Consider the following 21,263-nt stretch of genomic DNA (forward strand, 5'->3'; position numbering starts at 1 on the left):
TATGTATTGCTAAGGTTAATACATGCTCCTGTTGTTAGGGAGGCAGCACCTAATAACAAAATATGCCCTACAAAAAATACAATAACACACTAAAAGATACTATTTACTTGACATCACAAATATTTTTTCAAACTATTTAAATTCAAATAACTATCATAAAAAAAGCACATTTATTTTTATCTATTTGTCCCTACATTCAAAAAAACATCCTTTTTAAAGTGAAGAATAAAGTAAATTATTTCCCTTATTATATTTAACAAAAGCACTTTCCTACTAAAAGCAACTGTTTTAAACTCTAAAACAGGAATAAATAAACATTTTTTTGTACTAGTAATCTTTTGTCATAAATTTGCACTTTACTACAAGTAACAAAACATTGAATATTATTAAGCTTTTCAATTAAATTATATTTAGAAGTAGTAAAAATCAAAACACTACTTTACTAGTAGACTCAGCATCAATTGTATCGACTAATTTTTTTCTTTTAGAGGAGATTTAAGATCAAATTAAACAAAGAAAAAAGTGGAAAAGGAAGGAACAAACTGGACTATCTGTCAAGAATGCCAAGGACGCGGTAAAAAAAGCCGAGGACTCACTAAGAAAGCACGGCTTCACTACCAAAAGGCATTAGACCAATTTGAAAAGACAAAAGGCGAAGGGATCCCTCCCCTTCTTCCAAAAGGACATCTCTATTCATGCCTAAATTGTTCCGGATCTGGGTTAATCCATTCTGTTAGCCATCCTATCGCAGATAAAGAGAATCTCCCACACGTGGCGATTATAGGCGGTGGCATAAGTGGAGTAGCTTTAGCTGTGGCATGTTTGCACCGCAGAATTCCCTTTACCCTTTATGAACGTGACATCAATTTCAATATCTGTTCTCAGGGATACGGACTTACTTTGCAACAAGCCAGTAAAGCAATAGAAGGATTGGGGCTTTTCTCGTTAGAAGAAGGCGTAATTTCAACAAAACATATTGTTCATACTACAGAAGGAAAAGTCATTGGCGAATGGGGAATCCGAAAATGGCTGCAATCAGAGGCTAAAACACCTGCGAAACGTTCAAATATACATATCGCAAGGCAATCTTTACGCTTAGCATTACTACAACAGCTTAATGGCCACGATACTGTACAATGGGGACATCAGTTAATAGATTTTAAGGAATCTGAAAGTAAAGGCGTAGCTCTGAGATTCCAAGTAAACGGTGAAATAAAAAACTCCAAAGCAGATCTTGTCGTTGGAGCCGATGGCATTCGTAGTTCTGTGCGAAAGTTACTTATTGGTGATAGCATCACTCCTTTACGCTATTTGGGCTGCATTGTAATATTAGGAATTTGTCCTTTGAAAACTCTCGAAAATCTTTCTAGCCCTTTGTTGGACTCAGCTACTGTATTTCAAACTGCCAACGGTAACGAGAGGATTTATATAATGCCATATACATCAGACTCGGTAATGTGGCAACTTAGCTTTCCGATGTCAGAAGAAGAAGCTAAGGCGTTGAGTGCTGAAGGAACTAAAGCTCTCAAAGAAGAAGCTTGTCGTAGAACTCAATGGCATGATCCGATTCCTCAGATTTTAGCAGCAACTCTGGAAACTCAAATTTCTGGCTATCCCGTATATGATCGAGAATTACTCCGATCAGAAATGTTGGAAAAAGCAGGACAAGTAACTCTGATTGGAGATGCAGCACATCCTATGAGCCCATTTAAAGGACAAGGTGCAAATCAGGCATTATTAGATGCACTCACACTAGCTCGAGGCATTTTAAAAGAATGTGGTCCTTCATCACAATGGAGAAAAACCGGAATCAGAAAAAGTGTATTAACTGAATTTGAATCTGAAATGTTGGAACGCAGTGCTATTAAAGTAAAAGGCTCTGCTGAGGCTGTACAATTCCTGCATTCCGGAAATTGTACTTCATGAAGGCAATCAACCGAGAGGAAGATGTTTGAATAAAAAGCACCTTTAACGAGGTTTAAGTTGTCCATTTAAAAACTTGTTTGACAAGATTCTGATTAAAAAACATAAAAAAACTCCAATATTGCTAATGGAGTTAATTATAATATATCAGAACCATAATCGAATACTTAATGGTAATTTTTACTAGTCCTAAGATTATGTTTTTTTATTTAAGTCAATGTGTAATTTACTTAATTGTGTTTTTTAAGAAAAGCTTTCATTGCTCCATAATATATTTCAGGAGCTTCAAATGGTGTATTATGCGAGGCATTCTTTATGTATAATAATTCTTTATCCTTCTTTGGGACATTTTTAAGCGCCTTATAGATTGTTTTACCTTGCTCTATTCCAATTGCATAATCATATTCTCCTTGAATAACTAATACAGGTTTTTTAATCACACCAATCTCATTTAGTATATTTAGATTATTGTAAGATTCTGTGTTCATAAAAACTTCGTTTACATATTCAAGTTTTGCAATTGCCTTTTCAAGAAGTTCAGGAGTATATTTTACCCTAGCATAAAAAGCTGAATCTTTAAGCAGCTCAGCCTTTTTTTCTTTCAATTCTGGCTTTGCCCAATAAACATCAAAACCTAAATCTTTTGGAAAATCATCTCTTATAATGTTCATATCATTAAAAAAATCTTTAAATCCATTTTTTTCAATTTCATCTAATTTTGCTAAAATTTCTTCATACCTTTTTTTCTTAATGGAATCTGTAGTCTTTTTTAGAAATTCGCTAGCCAATTTACGTTCATGTCTTATTAAAGCAAAATTTCTTTGAGGACTATCTGCAAACCCAGAACTGCAAATAAATGAATTAATTTTTTCCTGATGTTTTATCAAATACAAAAGACCATATGTTCCTCCCCAAGAGGTACCCAAAAGGTTTATCTTTTTGTTTGGATATTTAGCTTTTATATAATCTACAACATTATCTAAATCTTTAACAAATTGATCTGTTGTAAGCATTGATGTGTCTTTACAATCATCAGATTTTCCACCTCCTCTTTGATCAAAGTAGACCACTAAATAATCTTTTTCAAATACATCTCTATAAAACTCATGATCAATAGAAAAAGCACCTGGCCCACCATGTAATGTTATAATTATGGGCTTTTCTAAATTACCAATTACACGTGTATAAAGATTTGATTTCTCAATTGGTATAAAAAATTGGTATCTATCTGAGTACCCGTTTTTTGTTTTTGAGCTTTGCAAGTATTAATACTTACAAAAAAAATTGCTATGAGACCTAGTAGTACTCTTTTCATTGATGTTTGGATTTGGATGACTTAGGGGTAAATCAATAGTTAGTTTGTTATACAAGTAGCCAAAATAGTCTCTTTTAAAATCAAGTTCAAAAGGTATCTCAAAAAAAGAAACAAAATGCTATTATTTTTAATCGCATTTTTTGACTCCTTACTAATTTGTTTTTTATACAATTTGAAGAAACTCCTAATAAAATAATTTCTCATTGACTTCTCAACTAGAATATAGAGATAATTGTAATAAAGTTATTTATTATATTCGTTGATTATTAATTTAACTAAATAATGATAGAATCAAACCAGTTGCTTTTCTTTCTTAGTGCCTTGGGAGCTTTTAATGGTTTCATACTTTCACTATATTTTGCTATTCATGCTAAAAAGAAAATTTTTGCTAATTATTTTCTATCCTTACTACTACTGGTTTTAAGTATCCGAATTGTTAAATCCGTATTTTTTTACTTTAATCCTAATCTATCCAATATTTTTATTCGAATAGGACTTTCAGCTTGCGTTTTGATTGGTCCTTTTCTTTTTTTATACCTAAAGCCTTGTGCAGAAAGTGAAAAACAAAATTGGAAAAAACATATAATACCTTATTTAGCAATAATAACTGTGTTAGGTTTTTTCTACCCTTATGTTGACCATCAAGCAGTTTGGAGCTGTTGGATTGTAAATGCAATATATTTACAATGGTTTATTTATATTATTTTGTCCTTAAAATATATCCAGCCGATTATTCAGAAAATCAAAGAGAAAGAAAGTCTAAAAAAAATAGATGTTTGGCACCTTAGCATCTTTGTAGGAGTTGCATCTATATGGTTAGCATATACTTTGGCAGCTTACACATCATATATCGTTGGGGCTTTATCGTTTACATTTATTTTATACTTAATTGCTTTACTTTTAATTTTTAGAAATAGTAATGAAACTTCTTTTTTTCAAGAAAAAGAGAAATATAAAAATAAAGAAATAGACACAGAAACGCGGAATCTAATTAGCCAAAAGCTATCAATAATAATTGAAAAAGAACTATATCTTAATCCAGATTTTAGTCTTGAAGAAGCGGCAAAAGAACTGAAAGTAACAAAGCATATATTATCTCAATATGTAAATGAAATTCTAGGTAAATCTTTTTCAAATCTCATTAAAGAATATCGAATCGAAAAAGCAAAAAAACTACTTGAAACCGAAAAAAAATTTACATTAGAAAGTCTAGGTTATGATAGTGGTTTTAGCTCAAAATCTACTTTTTTTACAGCTTTTAAAAAAATAACGGGGGTTACTCCTGCCGAGTATCAAAAATCATTCTCAAAGTCAGTTCGATAATATAAATTAAGAGTTCTACTTTATAAATTAAAACCTTTAAACTACCTACATACAGGATATTTGCTCTCTTTATTAATAATTTAAAATTAAAAAAATGAGAAAAGTATTTTTATTTATTACCCTTTGTTTATTGTTTTCTAATGCAAATGCGCAAACAAATGATGCCACAAATGACTGGTCATTGGTTGAAAAAACGCTTAATATGTATATCGATGGACAAGCCACTGGTGATTCTGCTATGGTAGCGTCGTCATTTCATGACTCATGGCAATTAAAATATGCTACTGAAAACGAATTTAATATTGTACCTAAATCAAAGTATATTGTAGGCTATAAGAAACATCCTAAATCAAATAATTGGTCAGGGCGTATTGTATTTATTGACATTACAAATAGTGTTGCCTGTGCAAAAGTTGAAATTAGTACTTCAAGGCTTTTATTTACAGATTATTTCAATCTAATAAAAACCAATCAGGGTTGGCTTATTGTGGACAAAATTTCAACTAGAACACCCCACAAAATAGTCGAAACTCCAGCATCCAAACCGAAGGAATAAACTTTTTTAAACCACGTAATTCTCAAAAAATGAATAGAACATTAGTATTCTTGTTTCTTTCTGTATGTTTATATCATACGAGTGTTTTTGCACAAAACAAAATCTTATTTGTAACCTCAAATCAAGATTTTTATGGAAATACTAAAATTGCAGCTGCTAATCATTTTGCAGAAATTGTAGTTCCTTATGATATATTTACAAAAGCTGGGTACACCGTTGAGTTTGTAAGCCCAAAAGGAGGAGCTATCCCAATTGGTTACATCAATGCATCTGATCCTTTGCAAAAAAAATATTTATATGAAGGCTGGTTTATGGACAAATTAGAACATACAATGAAACCAACTGAAATTATTTCCGACAATTATTCCGCAATTTTTTATAGCGGAGGCGGTTCAGCAATGTTTGGCGTAGCAGAAGATACGACTATCCAAAAAATTGCAAGAGATATCTATAGCAAAAATGGAGTAATTTCAACTATTTGCCATGGAACTGCAGGAATTGCTTATTTAAAGGATGAAAACCAAAAGTCTCTTTATTCAGGAAAAAAGATTACTGGTTATCCTGATGAATTTGAAAATAAAGATGCCGAATATTACCAAACATTCCCGTTTTCAATAGATAAAGCAATTAAAAATAATGAGGGTAATTTTGTATATTCTAAAAAAGGTGAAGATGCTTTTTACACAGTTGATGGCAGATTTGTAACTGGGCAAGACCCAGCATCTGCTGTCAAAGTAGCAAATGAAGTAATAGCAATTTTAAAAGCCAACTAAAAGAATCTTAAAACAAATCTGAGCATAAAAAAACTCCTTAATTTCTTAAGGAGTTTCTTGGTATAGCACAGGGATTACAATCGAACACCTAATAGGGCTTGTTAGCGTTAGTTTTTTTGTTTCAAAATATACAATCCTCCATTTTTTATGATAGGCTCAACGATACCTGTGCTATCGTTCATATAGCCACCAATATTAATATCATAATGCAAAAAAGCCACTTTTGATTTTGTTCTCAAATACTTGGGTAATTCATATAAATATAAATCGTTTTTACATTTGGAATCCTTAAAATACTTTATTGCTTTCTCTTTGAAAAACAAACTTTCGTTGTTATAAGCAACTTCATAGTAGGCTGTATTAATAAACGATGGAAAAACCCAATCTGGAAAATCAAAGAAACCTCCGGTAAAATAATACTCGTCTTTTTTGCGAGAAAGCAATTCGATTGAATTTGAAGTTTGATAATCAAGCTTTTGCTCCTTTAACAGTTGTGTATAATACATTTTTAGATAATCATCATCTATTTTTTCGCCAATTTGTTTGGTTGAATAAATTCCGCTTTTTTGGTTTTTTAAAACAATTAGTCTTTTATCCGCAAATTTTGCGGGAAAATTTAAAAAATCAATCTGACCAATGGTATCATTTTCCAATTTATTACTTCCTGAATGCGTAAACCTATAATCTCCTTTTTGTGAGAATAATAAAATCCAATTGTTTTTTATTTTAAAATACATTGGATAATTGTCGGCTAGATAGTCAAAATTCCTATTGGTTTCATAAACTACCATATCTGCATCTTTGTAATATTTTTCAAAAAGTATTTTAAAATCGCTTTCCTTAATTTCATTTTTAAAATTTAGCATTTGCGAAAATTTAGTATAAACCAGCTTCTTCCCTGAAAAATCATACACTCCATTTTCCGCAAATACATACGGTATAAAATTTGCAAAATCAAAAACAGATGTATATTTTTCTTTTGCTAAATCATCTGATATAATAATGTTTCCTAAATGATTATATTTTGTTAAACCTTTATTATTAGAAACGTAATAATCATTATTAATGCTATCATACAATATTGGAAAAGTACCATTCACTGGTAAAATTTCATAATTTTTAGATTCCGGTTTTGCTATTAGGCTTTTAAAATTTTTATAACGTTTTGGCTTAAAAAAATCATTTGTTGATATATTATAAGTCGTACATCTGTCTAAAAATAATAACACAAAAAGAGTACTAATAATCAAGGAATAAATAATTCTTTTCATGTTTTTTTGTTCAATTTAATGCTTTCAGAGACAAAATTACTACGCACATGTATATAATTCTGACAAAGATAAGATTTACTTACTATTGTGGGCAACAGGAAGAGTTTCTAAATTTTTTCATTCGAACCAAAAAAATCAAATAAGACATAAAAATGCTATCAGAAAATAAGGGACTATGAGGAGCTATTTCATTTTTTTAATAACAATTGTATTAATGAATAATACTCCCCCCTTCAATCATTTTAAATTTCCAATTTTTGGTATTACTTGAATAAGAATGCGCTGATTTTTGCGATCGTTTTTTTTATCAAATCTACCAACACCACCAGTTCCGGATCCTGTAATTTGAATTTCACAAACAGTCGGATTTAGTTTAATACGATTATCATCCCATAATTTTTTGACAGCGAGGGCTCTTAAATAACTCAATTCATAATTTTTTTCATATAAATCGCTAGAAGTCATACCTTCAATAAGCACGATGTATCTGATGTCACGATTTTTATATTTTTTTCCTAAATTATCAATAAGATTTTTAATTGACTTTCCTACATTGATAAGATATTCTTCATCTTTTTTATTTTTGAAAAAATAAGTATTTGTTTGAAATTCAATATTTTCTATAAGAGAAAATCGCTTATAAATTCTATCATAAGCAAAATATTCTTCAGGAAGCTCTTTAACAGCCGCTTGTACTTCTACAATACTTTCTAATTGCTGTTCAGTTACCTTCTGCTGTCTTTTCATCATTGCAATGACGAGTACAAAGAGAACCAGCATTATAAAAAATAAGCTTGTCATTAAATCGGCATAACTCGCCCAAAAGAAATTTGATTTTTTTGACATCTAGAATAATTTAAAAATTGTCCAAAAACAGAAACCAACACCAATTACTGCTCCTGAACCGATAAAAATATAGGTTGCATATTTAAGTACAGGAGGAATTTGTAGGTCCGGTTTTCCGCTATTTTTTATCGTTTCACCTAGAGCCTCGATAGACTTATTTAACTGTATCAGCTTCTGACTTTGAATTCGGTTCCCTGTTCGATACTTGATTTCAGTTCACCAATTTTTTTCAATTCATTCAAATTTCCACGATCGTCTTTTAAAAGTTTTTCAAGAAGATCTTCTTCTTTTATCGTAATATTTTTAATCGCATTAATCTGTGCGTCAATATGTCTTCTTAACTCATCAAAACTTTTACCCAATACATTATCAACATCAATAACTGCTTCAGTAACTATCTGCTTTCTTGAACTGACTTCTCGTAATTCAGATTGAAGAACACCAATTAATTCGTTATTAACAGTAATATTAGAACCGATACTACTCGCAATTTGTTCAATAGCATACGTTCTGTCTAATTGGTTACTGATGTTGTAATTAAGTTTTTGTGCATTGTCAACAAAAGAATTTAATTGATTTAAAAACGTATTAAATTTTTCAAATTCCTTGGTACTGATTCTTAGCTCTTGTAAAACGTTAACATTGAGTTTAGCCAACTGTGCCACATCAACATCCTTAAGTTCATTCATCAAATTGACTTGACTGTCAAACGAATGAAGAATTTTATCATCAGTCCATTAAAACTGGTCACATTTGTTGAAAAAGTATCGTTAAAGTTTAAAAGATTAGCTTGAAGCGAATAGATACTTGAAGAAATATTTTGTGATAAAACAGGCAATAACTGTGTTTGAATCCATGTGAAAAAGTCATTTTTTGATCCTTCAGCATACAATTTTGCACCCTTGTATTTCCATCCGGAAAGCAATATAGTGAACAAAAGCCCAACAAAACTGGCAATCATTGCAATTTTTACCCCTCCAATTAACATATCAATCGCACTTTCAAAATTGGCATCACTGATGCTCGGCATTGAAAAAAGCCCAATAATAATACCAATCATTGTTCCCATTAATCCGAGATATAGAGGAATTGGAAGCAACGAATTTATCTCTTCATCGACAGCATCTGTATTTCTTTCTACTACGTCTTTAATTAAGTTAAAATCACTGACTGCGCCCTTGTTTCGCATTAAGTAAGTATTCACCGACGAAAGAATTTTATCTAAAACTGCATTTGATTCTTTAGACTGAATAAGTGTCACTTCAATATATTTTTCTTCCATTTTATGTTTATTGAATTCTATTCCAGCCCAATATTTCATGACTTTTCAGAAATTTAAATTTTATTTTTTTCTCTTCACTTCCCTTAGCTATCCATATTAAGGATTCATAATCAATAATTTCCTCAATCATTGGTTCAGCAGCTTCTTCTTTGACATGGTCAGCAATTGGGCTCCTCTCTTCTTCTACAGTCTCATCAATTTCTTTTGTCTCAAAATTTTCAAGGACACCCAAAGGATTCTGGAATTTTTGCAGGTTATTTAAAATATATTCAATTTTGATGTCTTTTATTTGACTTTCAGGTATAAACACTTTTACTGTCTCAAAAGTAGAAGCATCTGGTACCATTGTCTTAAAATAATCTATTTTTGCAGCTGCATCAAGAAAGATCTTAATCTGAAAACCTACAATTATTGCGATAACAAATAGAATTAAAATTTCGTGCATAATTATTCGTATTTAATTTGTGATTTTGTCATGATTTTCCACTTATCATTTCTTTTTTCAGCAGTTCCAGAATGAATTGTAATAATTCTTTTAGCATTTTGATTCAGCGCATTTTGCGCATCACAGGCGGGATTAATGTAGCTTTGAGAATAGTCAACCACTGATTGAATTACTTTGGAATCTGTTGCAATAAATCTAAACTCTGCCATTAAAGGATTCTTTGTATCTACTATAAATTCATACAATGCCGATTCCTTACTAGTATTACCAGATACATCGAAAGTCCCATCCTCATTTGGAACCGACATATAAAAAATGTCTCTTATTGGTTCCTGTTTTAAAATTTCCTGCTTTGCAATTGGGATAGGTACAACTACAGGTTGTTCAATGCTCTTTTGATTCAAAATCTTAAAATTGTTTTCAAGTTCTGATATTCTGTTAGAGATCACTTGAATAGTATTTTCAAAATTTAAATTTCCTGAATTTTTAATATTTTCTGTATTTGAAATATTGACATGTGGGCGATTATCTATTTTTTTACGAAGCTCTTCAAGTTCTTTTTTTGATGCATTATTTTTGAAAATGACGCAAACTATTAGTATAATAAGAGTGATTCCAATAATCACAGCCAGAAGATTTTGTTCTATATAAGATGGTTCCATACTTATTTCTTTAGTTTTTACATTAACTACTTCAGTAACTGACTGAATTTGTGACTCTTCTTGTGACACTAAAGGACTATTAATACTATCAGATGGAGCATTTACCATTTCTTGATTTTCATCTGTAGCTAAAAATTCTTTAATTTGAGATTTAACCTCATCTAATTGTTGATGATTTTTTTTTGTAAAAGCATGTATTTTTTGAAAGTTTTCTTTCGCTTAAAAATATGTCACTAGCTAAAAAATCAACACTTCTATTTTTTTCTTTTTTTAAAGATTGAAGCTCTTCAAATAATGCAATAGAGGCGCTTTGGTCAGCAGGTATATCTTCTAATTTTAGCACCGTATTTTTACAATCATTATTGCTTTTTAAAACTACATTCATGCATACACAGGTTACAAAATCTACACCTTTTTCATATTGCATCTCATTAAGTTTCTGTGCATTTACAAATGATATAGAAAAAAAATATATTAATAAAAAGTATCTCATAATTGTGTCGTATTTAATTCAGAATGTATTTTGTATGCAAGGTTATTAAGTCCTCCTATTAAAGGATAAAAGAAAAGTGTTTCTTCAAGATTCACTTCATGATCGCCATCAAGTTCTTTCATTTTTTCTGCAATTCCAGATTTAAGATCGTCTAAAACATTTTCTTTTAAAAACATCCTATAAGTATCTAAATGGCTTGGATTTATTCCAAAATAATTTTTAAAACTTAATTCTTTATTTAAGTTAAAAACCCAATCAATGAAATTTTCATATTCTTCTACAATGCTGTTTTCTACAGATGCATTCAAATTTTTATAATTCTTTGGTGTTTCTGGAATAAGGATATCCTCACTTGTTCCCAGCAGTACTGTTTTTATTTCGTCAACAGAAACAGCTTGATCAGCCTGAATTTTCAAAGCTCCTTTACAGCTTATTTCTTTTGGAAAAGCATCTTGTTTTAATTCAATTTTTTTCAATTCTGATTCTTCAAAAATTTCCTTAAAAATAATTTGTGTCAATTTTGTCAGCGTATCAAGTCTATCGGTTCCATCGGTTATGTTTATAATTTTAGAACCCGTTCCACTAAATGTGATATGCTTTGGAATGCCTAAGTTTTTGGCCTTCATTATTTTTGCTATATGATAAATAATCGAAGCATAAAATAGTACGAATACAATTTTCAAATCACTGTTTAGCTTGAGTTTTCCAGTAAAAGAGATTGGTATATTTTGTTCGATTATTTTTCTGTTTTTCTCTATTGAAAAGAAAAAGGCAATTATATCTTCTGACTTACCATTTTCTTTTACATTTTCAAGAACTTTAGACAAATCATATTGATTGTTAGTCTCTAAAAGATATTGAATGCGAGCAACATATTTTTGTATAAATCCATTTATATGAGATGATCTGCCAAATGCATCACCAAAAATAGCATTGGCTGCAAAACGGAAAGAAGTTAACATTTCGGGCTTATTATTTTTGTACACAACAACATCTGTTGTTCCTCCACCAATATCAATTGAAACTACAGAATTAGCCATTGCATTGATGCCCATTTGTGTATTAAAATAATAAAATGGAGCAATCGATTCTGAAAGCTTTTCTGGAGTCTGCGAAGTATTGATGTATTTTTTAAATAATGTATTCCATTTTGACTCAAGCTCACCAATTCTAAAGGCTGTCATACTTGATGGATAAAGCCAAATCAATTTTGTTTTGTTTAAATCTCCCCCATTAAGTAATACTTTGTTTCTAATTAAGAGCAATAAATTTTCAAAGAAAGCATCTATGACTTTAGTCTCATTGGGGTTCTTGAAATTAGACCATTTTAAATTAGTTCTTGTTTTTGTGTTCTTAACAATAGCATATTTTTCATAAACAAAAGGGATGTTAAAATCAGCTAAGGCATAAGTTTCCTTGTCAATATCTAAGTTTATATTAGAATTAATTGCGGTTCTCAATGGAAAATTAAATTCACTATTGCTATTAACTTCCAGAGGTATAATCTCTTGTGGTATTATATCAATAAGCAGTTTCCCTAATAATATTTTATTTAAAGATTTTATAGTTTCAGGATTTTTGGGATCGTGCAACGTAGCGATTTGAATATCACTTTCATTAATCTCAAAAGGCTTTGGATCACCATTATCTTTTTTATATTCGATGTGTGTGTTTGTAGTTCCAAAATCTACTGCAAATATGAACTCAGAAGTACCTGGAATACTTGATTTAAACATAGGAATCAAAAGTACAGGTCCCAATTATTCTTAATTTCGATATAATCAAATCCTTCCTCGATTACATAATATGAAGAAGAGATATTATCATTTGCTTTTTCGCTTCTTTGCTTTAATGCTTTTTCTTTAACTTGCTTATTGTCTGCATTTTTATAAAACTGAAGCGCATATTTATTGTGTTTTGTATGTTCTTGGATGTCTCTGTCCATAAACGCAACCCTGTAATGATTTTGATTGTCTTGTACTAATTTAAGAAACGGATAAAGCGTTAGTCCAAATTGATTTTCTATGACAGCTCCCCTATTTCTAGACGATCAGGTTCTGCAATTTGATATTCACTTGTTGGAGGATAATACATTCTTTCATAAGCAATGTATTTTCCATCCTTAATTGGAATGCGAAGCGTGACAGTAATTCCTCGCGTTGACATTTGTTTTATTTCTAAAACTTTTTTCCCATCAGAAACTACACCTTGCAAATCTGAAATATTAAAATAGTCAAAATATTCCTTTTTTATAGGAAGTAAATATCCTTTAGTAATCTCTCCTGATGTCATCAAAAAATTACCATCAAAAAATTTCTCTTTGTGAATCGGATAAACTGTTCTTACAATGTAAGGTTCCAAAAAGTCACTTATTGTTAAATAAGGGTATTTTGCACCATCAAAGGGAAGGATTCTTTCTTTCAGAGCTTTATCTATATTATATTCAGCCTTGTTATTTCTGTTCCAAAAATCAGAGGTATATATTGTTTTTTCTGAATAATCTTCAACAGGCAATACAAGAGGTTTTGTGCCACCATCGTATTTACTTGAAGAAATGACAAACCCACTTTTTTCTTCAATACTGGTTGGTTGCTCTGTTTTTTTTTTCTAATTGGAAATCCTAAAATTTCAACAGGGCTATTTTCAAATCCAGAAGTAAGTTTTTCAAATTCGCTATTAAAAGCTTCAACCGTATATGCTGTTAAAGCATTTCTCTGCTCAGCGGTAAGCATTCGAAATGACATATCTAAGTAATCATCAAGGCTTTTAAATTTTCTAGTGAAATCAGGCATGAAATATTTGATTCCAAATATCAATTTCTGGAATGCAAAATCACGTTTATAAAGTGGTTGAAAAGTATCATCAAAAACAATATCGTTTCCAAATTGGATATTTACATATTTTAGATTGTTTGCTGAAGTGAAAAATAATGTTGCTGGTGATGTCCCTCCAATTATATTGACCGCATTTGGACCTGTCTTATAATTTAAAAGAAAAAGCCTTTGTGTATCATTAAAATTATATGCTTTAGCATCTTGTTCTAAATAAAGTTTTAATGTCTCTCCAAGTAATCGATGTTTGGAATTATTAGATTGAAGAAGTAACTCCAAATCATTTGTTTTATCCCAAGTTATAATACTTATTTTGTCTTGTAACTTATCTATATTGAAGAAAATCTCACCAATATCAAAACAGTCAGAAACCATTTTATGGAAAATTGTATTTCCCTCAAGATTGTTGCTGTTAACTATATTTTCAAATGCTGTTTTTACTAAGTCTATTCGTGCGAATGGACTTGGTATTGAAGTGATTTCTTTAGTTGCTGTAGCTCCCGAAGGATCTTGTATCGCTTCAATAGCATTTTTGCCATAAGAAGTTGAATTTTGCCAGTCTTCAATGTTATCACTTCCTTTATGAAATCGGAATACTTTTGCCATATTAAAATTTATATTTTTCAGAAACTAAAATTTCTGTTGTGTTATGGAATAAGTTCATAAATCGTTGCTCTATAGCATCATTATTCTTTAATTTTTTCTGTTCTTTTGAAAGGTGATAATTATACCGATCGTAATTTTTTCCTTTTTCTAGAAATCCTACATATGGCCTAACTCCTTTTACCATTTCAAACAGATTAGTATCATTAGCCAAAAGATTGAAAGGTGCAAAACTGCGTTGATTGTGAGCCATTTCATTAAGCCATTCTGTAAAATATTGATTAAAAACCCTTAGATAACTGCTGAAGAATGGCTGTGTCATAAAGGTTTGAATATCCAAGTTTTTAATCCAATCTTGATCAAGATCTTCCTTGATTTTAGAATTGAGATACATTGAAAAAAATTGGTATTGTGTCAAGCTGCTTTTTTAAAATTAGTTGCGTCGAAAAACCTAAATTTTCAATAATAGTGATGCAACTTCGTCTTTTATTCCAAATTCTTTATAAATCGGATTCTTAGCTTTTCCCATATCGTTTACCAAAGAAGTATCGGGAGTTTTTGCAAAATCGATTATTGATAAAGCTGCTGCAATTTCTAAAAAGTGAGCATCATTTTTTTGTGACTTGGCACCTTCATGATTAGGATAGTCTTTCGTTATGTTATCACCCAAATAATAAAGAGCATTTAGTGAATTGTTACCACTTACATTTTCTTCATAATAAGATAATGCCGCTTTGGTCTTAAATATAAATGTTGACTTGTCTATTTTGCTTTCCTCGTTTGGAGAAACTCCCAAATAGGGTAACATAGTTATAGCCCCAACTGGTGCATCTTGTAAATATTTCCAAGTAGAAAGTCCATGATCTGCATTTCTGATATTTTTTAACAGTAATGGAAATCCAGCGGCTCCAGTTCCTCCAAAAATAGAACTGACAATAAAAATTCTATCGTATTGTGTAAAAGATGAAGCAAAATCTTTAAAGTCTTGCGATTGCTTAAACTGGTTCAGAACGACGCTCCCAATATTTGGATTTCCTTTAAAACCAACTTCCATATCTGCATTCAGATTGTCTTCAGAAAATAAAAGACTAATTAATGCTTTATTACTTTCATCTAAACTGCTGTATTCAATATAATCTTTGAATCTTTCGTTTTTAATATCGCTTAAAACCAATCTGAAATTTTGAGTAATATCAGAGATTTTAGTTTTAAAGAATTTATTTTCGTCAGCATTCGTAAAACTTAATGAATTACGAACCTGCTGATAGTTTTTAAGTATATCAATTGTTCGTGTAACATCTCCATTAGCCTCATCGGGGTCAATGATAATAGGAACAACTTCATAATCTGCAATATCAATACCAGAAGCCAACAACATTGTCAGTGATTTTATTACTCGAGAACCAGTACCACCGATTCCAAATACGTATAATTTTGCCATATATATTTTTTTTTAGAAAGGAGTTCGTGAAGCTTTAATACTTTTAAACTTAAATACAATTGAAAAAAGGAAACAAAAAAACATTGTCCATAAAACATTCACCATTGAAAAAGTAAAATATTCAAAGAACGTATAGCTAAATCCCTCATTTATCATAGCTCTCATACTTGCAAAATAGCCAACAAAAAAATTGATGACAGCTATAAAAACGATCCACAAAAACCAATAAATAGTTTTATAAAAATTCCCATAACTAGAAAGAAAAAAATAATAAAAAAATTCTGATAATAATGCCGAAATTATCATTACTAAACCAATAGTAATATAGACTCCAGATGTAAACATATTATCTGAAAAATTATTTATTGATATATAAAATAAGTCTATAGGAGAAAATCCTTCATAGAGCATTGCGGAAAAAATAATTCATATGGGCTAGTTTAATTATTAATTTTTATTTTAGAGTTAAAGTAGTTTTTTGAAGGAGAAACAGTTTGATAGGCCTCGCTAATACCTTCCATCAAATATTTAAAACCAAAAGTTTTGCTTCCAATTGACTTTATATTTGTATCATCTTCGGTACTTGTTTCATCAACCCATTTTGGCATTTGCTTTTTTAAGCTAAATTGTAGGTCTGTGTATTTTTTTGAAGTAGACAAAAATGTTATATAGTGTGTAGGAGAATTTCCTGATCTTTCAATTTTTGTGGCAGAAATTCGAGCCAAATCTTCCTTATCAAATTTTGAAATTTTAAGAATCTTGAAATCACCTTCGCCAATAGAATAGTTTTTTTGATTTTTGATATAATCATCTTCCAATGGTAACTTGCTTAAATCTAGAGCAACAGAAAAAATAAATTTATCCCCATTTCTTGAGTCAGAAGAAATATCTTCAATTCCTTTAATAGAATTTTTATCTGAAAAATCTTTTCAGCTTAAATCTTCCTATATCACTTTTAGCGTTTATAACCGAAAAATAAATTCCTTTTGAATAATCTAGAAGATAAAACAATTTGTTTCCCATAGCCTATTACTCGTTAGAAAAAACAATTTTAGAATTAAAATAATTCATCACACTTTCGCTTCCAATAATGCTAATGTAATAAGGTCGCATTTCGTTATTTAAAACAGTAGCTTTATCGTTTTTATCCCAGTAATTCCCTTTAAACTTAGAATTCAATTTGATTACTGCAGTGGTCAGATTCATTCCCTCCTTAGATTTTGTAAGAAATGCATCTTTAGTAAGGCTTTTGATCACTCAATAAGTCTTCCGTTTTGTTTCCTTTATAGAATAAATGCAATCAGAAATCAATATCGAAATGGTATTCTTAGCCGTTTTTGACAATACTTCCCTGAATACTTTATTGAGATCACTAGAACCTACAGCCCCAACTTTAAAACTTTTTGCGTTTAAAGCGCTTGCAAATCCAACCAAATCTGCACCAATATTTGTTGGATATATTCCAGAATTGATAAAAAATAAATTAATATTTTTTTCTTCATATTGATATTTTAAAAGAACTAGCATATCTTGTATTGCCGATTTAAATTCGGTATTCCCATTGATGTAGCCATTCATGCTTCCAGAGTTTTCAATATAAACATTGACGACAACATTCTTTGCAGAAACGGCAGGAGTTTTTTCAACCTTAAATCGTAACCCTTCTAGATAAGAAATTAATTTTTGCTCATCGACAGTATCATTAGTTAAGAATCTTTTAAACTCTCTATAATTTGAAAATTCTGAAACAGTTGCTTGCAAATCAGCCAGTTCTTCACTATTAATCTTGTTTTCACTTTTTGCATATTCTGAAGCTTTTTCTTTAAAGACATCAAAATCTGATTTACATCCAACAAGTATTAGTAAAAAAAATAAGGGTAAAAAATTGAATACTCTTTTCATAATTATTTCATTTTTAAGGTAATAAATCCATCTCCAACACCCTGTACTTCTATATTGTCCATAATTGGAAAAAGATGGTCTAAAAGAGCTTGGCTGGTATCACTATGGCGTATTGTAATTGTTGCAGTCGTACCCAAAAATTCATAAGAATGATTGTGTATTAATTGAATTCTTCTTAAGCTTTTCATGATGTCTTGAATAAGACTATAATTAACATTTGCTACTTCTAATATTGTTTTCTGATTCTGGGGGATAGTTGGCATAACTACTGGTTTTACCTCGATAGGAGTTACTTTGGGACTAGTGTAAACTGGTCTTTTAGGGATATTTTCAAAATTTTGTTTTATTTCTTTTGGATTTCCACCATACGAATTGATGCCATAATTTCCTTCTTGAAAAAGCATCCAAAGTCCATAGAAAGGAATTATTTGCATCCATCCACTATTATTTAAATCGTGACATCTCTTGGCTCCTTGTGCAATTAAAAACCAAAGTAGTGGTATGTAAGCAAATCCCAGAATATCCATATCATTACTTTTTTTTAGGAAAACATCTATAATACATGCACCGATAACATACAATACTATAGTTAGCCAATATTCACTTCGTCGTATTCGACCGTTTGAGGAAAAAGGATTTTTAAACATTTTTAGAGGGGTTTAATTGTATCGTATAAAAAACAAATAAGCAGGCACAAGCAATGTCAATTGGAATCCATATAGACTTTTTAAATAAATAAACTGGTATAATAGGATTAAACAACAGAGCGACGATCCCAAATACAATTGTGTAAACTGATATTTTATTTTTGCTTTCAGTAATTACAATCAAAAGAGCTCCAACAGTTACAGCTAGCCTCAAGAAACTATAATATCCAATAGGAAGGCGAAAAAGAGCCAAGCCAAGAAATAGTGCGCATAAAATTGAAACTAATTTTAACATGAAGCATGAAGTTTTATAATGGTACAGATATCAATGAAATAAAGACAATTTTAAGCCCGTTAGTGCCAACTCAAATTCAATCAAGTTTATTTTATTAGCATTACAAAGCCAACGCGTTAAACTGGCTCTGCTTCTACTAAATATTTTAACTTTAATACTATATTTTCTGACAATTCAGAATCTTCTATAACTATTCCTGATTTTAAAACTACTTGCGTTCTTAAAGTCAAAGGATTTTTAAAAAATGTGAATTCTCCACGACAATTATTATAGCGAAATAAAAGAGCTTTTGCCCCTGCAAAAAAACCGTCTCGTTTTGTTATTTCAAAAACATAATTAGAGCATGATTTCTTAAAAATACAGCTTCTGCGTTTTTCTTTTGGTATAAGACGCCAGTAGCAATGAATAATTAATAATAGAAACTGTCTCATTTTTTAAAGACGACCATCTGATTGTGAGTAGTGAAACCTGGTTTAGATTGCAATCCAAAACAACCTACTTGTGGTTGCACAAAAGTGGTGACACTTTCTAGTCCCACATATTCCCAACCGTTCAGGGCGTTATCTTTAATCAAGGTTTCTAATTGCGTTGCAACATGGCTTGTATTTCCTTTTATAGGATCGATTGATGCTGTGAATGGTATTACTTTATAATCCATAATTCTTTATTATTATTATTATTATTATTATTATTATTATTATTATTATTATTATTATTATTATTATTATTATTATTATTATTCAAACTTACATCGTTTGCTATTCCACTTCTTACGGTTTTCCGTAAAGGAGAAAATTACTTATCATAATTCTCAGCAATCCATAATTAGAAAGTTTTCTATTTAGATGTCAAACCTAATGCTATTGTAAATTAGATTTTTACGGTTTTCCGTAAAGGGGAAGAATAAAGAATAAACTACAAATTCCAGAGGAAAAATACTGGAAAGACAAGAGATTTATCTATCATCTCAAGGAGAACTTTATACCATTATAAAAGTTTGGGATTTTGAAAATCAATTGCTTCTACAGGTTAAAAGAGAGAATAAAAACATTTTTGCTATATATCAAATCATCTTAGTTTATTTGATCTATCTTGAGAATTAGATAAAATAAAAAACCATCTCAATAATTTGAGATGGTTTCCTTTTTGAAAATAAACTAAGTAAAGTTTTTGAATTAAACTTCCAATATAAAGCAACTCACACTGCAGAGCTAAAGTTATTCTTCTTCCTCAATTACTTCAGCTTGTTCCTTTTTATGATGGAAAGGACATCCTGACATAGCCTTCTTTTCCTTGTGAATATTCACAGGAGTAGATACAGGTCTTCTTTGATGTTGCTCTTGTACGACTGGAAAAACCGAAGTGAAGAAGTTTGTCCAACCACCAGTACGCACACGCAATAAATCAAATTGTTCTGGCGAATTTACTGCCTCACTAAAAGTTGTTGGATTGGCAACAGTAACTGTCAGTATATTAGAAGACTGTCCTTGGCTGAATTGTTTCATTACCTTAATGAGTTTTTCTACAGGGAAATTTTCATCAATATTAAAATCTGTAGGTGCACCATCGGTCATCATTTCGCTTCCTACGCCTTCAAAACCTGCAAGTGATTCCTCAAAACCAGCATATTGATGCTCAATTGGTAAATCTGAAGGACTAGGCATTGCACTCAAATCAGAAGCTACTGTTGTCCCTAATCTTCTTCCATCTGCACTAGCTCCATTCCAAGCTCCCATTTCAACGTGGTTTTCAAATGTTCCAACTCCAGGTTGGATTTGGATTCCAAAAGGAAACTCTTCTGAACCAAAACGAGAAGTCATATCCTTTAGCGTAGCATACAATTGTGACCATGGTTCTGTAAAGGTTTCCATCGAAATTTTGGCAACATTTTCGACAATGGTATCTCCAAAAGCATCAATTTCCTTATGACCTCTTCCATAACGAGGTAATGCTAAAGCAAAGTCTCTAAGCTGTTTGAAACGCTCAGAACGAGATGCAATTCTAGATTCACCTGCTAAGTTACTAATGAACGGTTCAGTCATTTTATGTCCCCAATCACAACACAAACATTCCAATAATTCGGTTAATGTCGTTACTGCATTTTTTTCATCAAAAACCATTGTTTTTATGGCATATAGCGAATTAATTGTAGAACTCAACGAAATGTAACAAGGCCCATAAATGTTATATTTTGCCCCACCACTATAAAAATCCTGTCCTTTGGCCAAGCAATCATCCATAAGAACATTTAAGATTGGAGACGGACAAAATTTAGTATTATTACCATAACCTCTCAATTGTCCATCGAATGCTTTTCGGTTCAGTAATTCGAAGTGTTGAAAATAAATTTTCACAAGCTCATCAAAACTTTTAATCTGATCGGCTGGCTTTGAATTTAGAGAAACAGTTTGCCCAAAAAGATAAGTCTCTCCTGCCGAAGAATAAGTTCTTCCTTGGTTTAAAGCGCATTCTAAGGGTTGCAAAGTAGAAAACCCTCCTAATGAAAACCAGTTTTCACCTGGAAATTGAGGTTCATAACAACCATCACAAGCATAATTTTGTGCAGATTTCATACTAACAGACGGATTCCAACTCTTAGTTCAGGCTGTTGCTCCCTAACAACAGGAGCATGTATTAACCTTAGCAATACGTTTG

The 21,263-nt window shown here is 30.8% G+C and carries 25 protein-coding genes and 1 pseudogene; 4 read left to right on the forward strand and 22 right to left on the reverse strand.

Features of this window, described 5'->3' with window-relative positions:
- The first annotated feature begins 522 nt into the window (after positions 1-522).
- A pseudogene (locus AC1RYN_RS10410) lies at positions 523-1,972 on the forward strand (FAD-dependent oxidoreductase).
- A 181-nt stretch (positions 1,973-2,153) separates the two neighbouring features.
- Here the strand turns inward: AC1RYN_RS10410 and AC1RYN_RS10415 are convergent.
- Positions 2,154-3,185 carry an alpha/beta fold hydrolase gene (locus AC1RYN_RS10415; RefSeq protein ID WP_481806925.1) on the reverse strand — a complete coding sequence of 344 codons (1,032 nt, stop codon included), beginning with the start codon at positions 3,183-3,185 and terminating at the stop codon, positions 2,154-2,156.
- Between the two features lie 335 nt (positions 3,186-3,520).
- On the opposite strand from AC1RYN_RS10415, the gene AC1RYN_RS10420 reads away from it, so the two are divergent.
- The 3 genes from AC1RYN_RS10420 to AC1RYN_RS10430 all read left to right on the forward strand — a co-directional run bounded on the left by AC1RYN_RS10420 (position 3,521) and on the right by AC1RYN_RS10430 (position 5,890).
- Complete coding sequence (locus tag AC1RYN_RS10420) at positions 3,521-4,561, forward strand: helix-turn-helix domain-containing protein (RefSeq protein WP_481806926.1); 1,041 nt, start codon at positions 3,521-3,523, stop codon at positions 4,559-4,561.
- A gap of 94 nt (positions 4,562-4,655) precedes the next feature.
- Positions 4,656-5,117 (forward strand): nuclear transport factor 2 family protein, encoded by a 462-nt coding sequence (locus tag AC1RYN_RS10425; protein WP_481806927.1) that lies wholly within the window; start codon positions 4,656-4,658, stop codon positions 5,115-5,117.
- A 29-nt stretch (positions 5,118-5,146) separates the two neighbouring features.
- Positions 5,147-5,890, forward strand: coding sequence for a type 1 glutamine amidotransferase domain-containing protein (locus tag AC1RYN_RS10430; protein WP_481806928.1), 744 nt, complete (start codon positions 5,147-5,149; stop codon positions 5,888-5,890).
- A 107-nt stretch (positions 5,891-5,997) separates the two neighbouring features.
- Here AC1RYN_RS10430 and AC1RYN_RS10435 read toward each other — a convergent pair whose 3' ends face one another.
- The 21 genes from AC1RYN_RS10435 to AC1RYN_RS10535 all read right to left on the reverse strand — a co-directional run bounded on the left by AC1RYN_RS10435 (position 5,998) and on the right by AC1RYN_RS10535 (position 21,181).
- Positions 5,998-7,161 carry a hypothetical protein gene (locus AC1RYN_RS10435; protein ID WP_481806929.1) on the reverse strand — a complete coding sequence of 388 codons (1,164 nt, stop codon included), beginning with the start codon at positions 7,159-7,161 and terminating at the stop codon, positions 5,998-6,000.
- Positions 7,162-7,398: 237 nt separating this feature from the next.
- On the reverse strand, positions 7,399-8,007 hold the full coding sequence (locus tag AC1RYN_RS10440) for a hypothetical protein (RefSeq protein WP_481806930.1): 609 nt from the start codon (positions 8,005-8,007) through the stop codon (positions 7,399-7,401).
- A 167-nt stretch (positions 8,008-8,174) separates the two neighbouring features.
- Positions 8,175-8,696, reverse strand: coding sequence for a hypothetical protein (locus AC1RYN_RS10445; RefSeq protein ID WP_481806931.1), 522 nt, complete (start codon positions 8,694-8,696; stop codon positions 8,175-8,177).
- A complete protein-coding gene (locus tag AC1RYN_RS10450; protein WP_481806932.1) occupies positions 8,696-9,328 on the reverse strand; it encodes a MotA/TolQ/ExbB proton channel family protein in 633 nt (210 codons plus the stop codon). Before AC1RYN_RS10450 ends, AC1RYN_RS10445 begins: the two co-directional genes overlap by 1 nt.
- Positions 9,297-9,734: a hypothetical protein gene (locus AC1RYN_RS10455; RefSeq protein ID WP_481806933.1), complete on the reverse strand. Its 438-nt coding sequence runs from the start codon at positions 9,732-9,734 to the stop codon at positions 9,297-9,299. Before AC1RYN_RS10455 ends, AC1RYN_RS10450 begins: the two co-directional genes overlap by 32 nt.
- Before the next feature lie 2 nt (positions 9,735-9,736).
- Positions 9,737-10,504 carry a hypothetical protein gene (locus AC1RYN_RS10460; RefSeq protein WP_481806934.1) on the reverse strand — a complete coding sequence of 256 codons (768 nt, stop codon included), beginning with the start codon at positions 10,502-10,504 and terminating at the stop codon, positions 9,737-9,739.
- Positions 10,505-10,553: 49 nt separating this feature from the next.
- Positions 10,554-10,823 carry a hypothetical protein gene (locus tag AC1RYN_RS10465; protein ID WP_481806935.1) on the reverse strand — a complete coding sequence of 90 codons (270 nt, stop codon included), beginning with the start codon at positions 10,821-10,823 and terminating at the stop codon, positions 10,554-10,556.
- A 62-nt stretch (positions 10,824-10,885) separates the two neighbouring features.
- Positions 10,886-12,649 (reverse strand): hypothetical protein, encoded by a 1,764-nt coding sequence (locus AC1RYN_RS10470; protein WP_481806936.1) that lies wholly within the window; start codon positions 12,647-12,649, stop codon positions 10,886-10,888.
- Complete coding sequence (locus tag AC1RYN_RS10475; RefSeq protein ID WP_481806937.1) at positions 12,631-12,834, reverse strand: hypothetical protein; 204 nt, start codon at positions 12,832-12,834, stop codon at positions 12,631-12,633. Before AC1RYN_RS10475 ends, AC1RYN_RS10470 begins: the two co-directional genes overlap by 19 nt.
- 77 nt (positions 12,835-12,911) lie before the next feature.
- Positions 12,912-13,403 carry a hypothetical protein gene (locus tag AC1RYN_RS10480; protein ID WP_481806938.1) on the reverse strand — a complete coding sequence of 164 codons (492 nt, stop codon included), beginning with the start codon at positions 13,401-13,403 and terminating at the stop codon, positions 12,912-12,914.
- Positions 13,322-14,326: a hypothetical protein gene (locus tag AC1RYN_RS10485; protein ID WP_481806939.1), complete on the reverse strand. Its 1,005-nt coding sequence runs from the start codon at positions 14,324-14,326 to the stop codon at positions 13,322-13,324. Before AC1RYN_RS10485 ends, AC1RYN_RS10480 begins: the two co-directional genes overlap by 82 nt.
- Before the next feature lies 1 nt (position 14,327).
- Positions 14,328-14,741, reverse strand: a complete 414-nt coding sequence (locus AC1RYN_RS10490) for a hypothetical protein (RefSeq protein WP_481806940.1) — start codon at positions 14,739-14,741, stop codon at positions 14,328-14,330.
- Between the two features lie 33 nt (positions 14,742-14,774).
- Positions 14,775-15,764 carry a hypothetical protein gene (locus AC1RYN_RS10495; RefSeq protein ID WP_481806941.1) on the reverse strand — a complete coding sequence of 330 codons (990 nt, stop codon included), beginning with the start codon at positions 15,762-15,764 and terminating at the stop codon, positions 14,775-14,777.
- A 440-nt stretch (positions 15,765-16,204) separates the two neighbouring features.
- Positions 16,205-16,582, reverse strand: coding sequence for a hypothetical protein (locus AC1RYN_RS10500; RefSeq protein ID WP_481806942.1), 378 nt, complete (start codon positions 16,580-16,582; stop codon positions 16,205-16,207).
- A 211-nt stretch (positions 16,583-16,793) separates the two neighbouring features.
- Positions 16,794-16,970, reverse strand: a complete 177-nt coding sequence (locus AC1RYN_RS10505) for a hypothetical protein (RefSeq protein ID WP_481806943.1) — start codon at positions 16,968-16,970, stop codon at positions 16,794-16,796.
- Between the two features lie 51 nt (positions 16,971-17,021).
- Positions 17,022-17,666 (reverse strand): hypothetical protein, encoded by a 645-nt coding sequence (locus AC1RYN_RS10510; protein ID WP_481806944.1) that lies wholly within the window; start codon positions 17,664-17,666, stop codon positions 17,022-17,024.
- Between the two features lie 2 nt (positions 17,667-17,668).
- Positions 17,669-18,313, reverse strand: a complete 645-nt coding sequence (locus AC1RYN_RS10515; RefSeq protein ID WP_481806945.1) for a DUF805 domain-containing protein — start codon at positions 18,311-18,313, stop codon at positions 17,669-17,671.
- Complete coding sequence (locus AC1RYN_RS10520) at positions 18,306-18,608, reverse strand: DUF6804 family protein (RefSeq protein ID WP_481806946.1); 303 nt, start codon at positions 18,606-18,608, stop codon at positions 18,306-18,308. Before AC1RYN_RS10520 ends, AC1RYN_RS10515 begins: the two co-directional genes overlap by 8 nt.
- Before the next feature lie 116 nt (positions 18,609-18,724).
- Positions 18,725-19,039, reverse strand: coding sequence for a membrane protein insertion efficiency factor YidD (gene yidD, locus AC1RYN_RS10525; RefSeq protein ID WP_481806947.1), 315 nt, complete (start codon positions 19,037-19,039; stop codon positions 18,725-18,727).
- Entirely contained in the window at positions 19,036-19,266 is a 231-nt protein-coding gene (locus AC1RYN_RS10530; protein WP_481806948.1) for a hypothetical protein, read from the reverse strand. Before AC1RYN_RS10530 ends, yidD begins: the two co-directional genes overlap by 4 nt.
- 559 nt (positions 19,267-19,825) lie before the next feature.
- A complete protein-coding gene (locus tag AC1RYN_RS10535) occupies positions 19,826-21,181 on the reverse strand; it encodes a pyruvate formate lyase family protein (protein ID WP_481806949.1) in 1,356 nt (451 codons plus the stop codon).
- Positions 21,182-21,263: the final 82 nt, after the last annotated feature.

This window comes from Flavobacterium sp. TC780 (assembly GCF_056783245.1).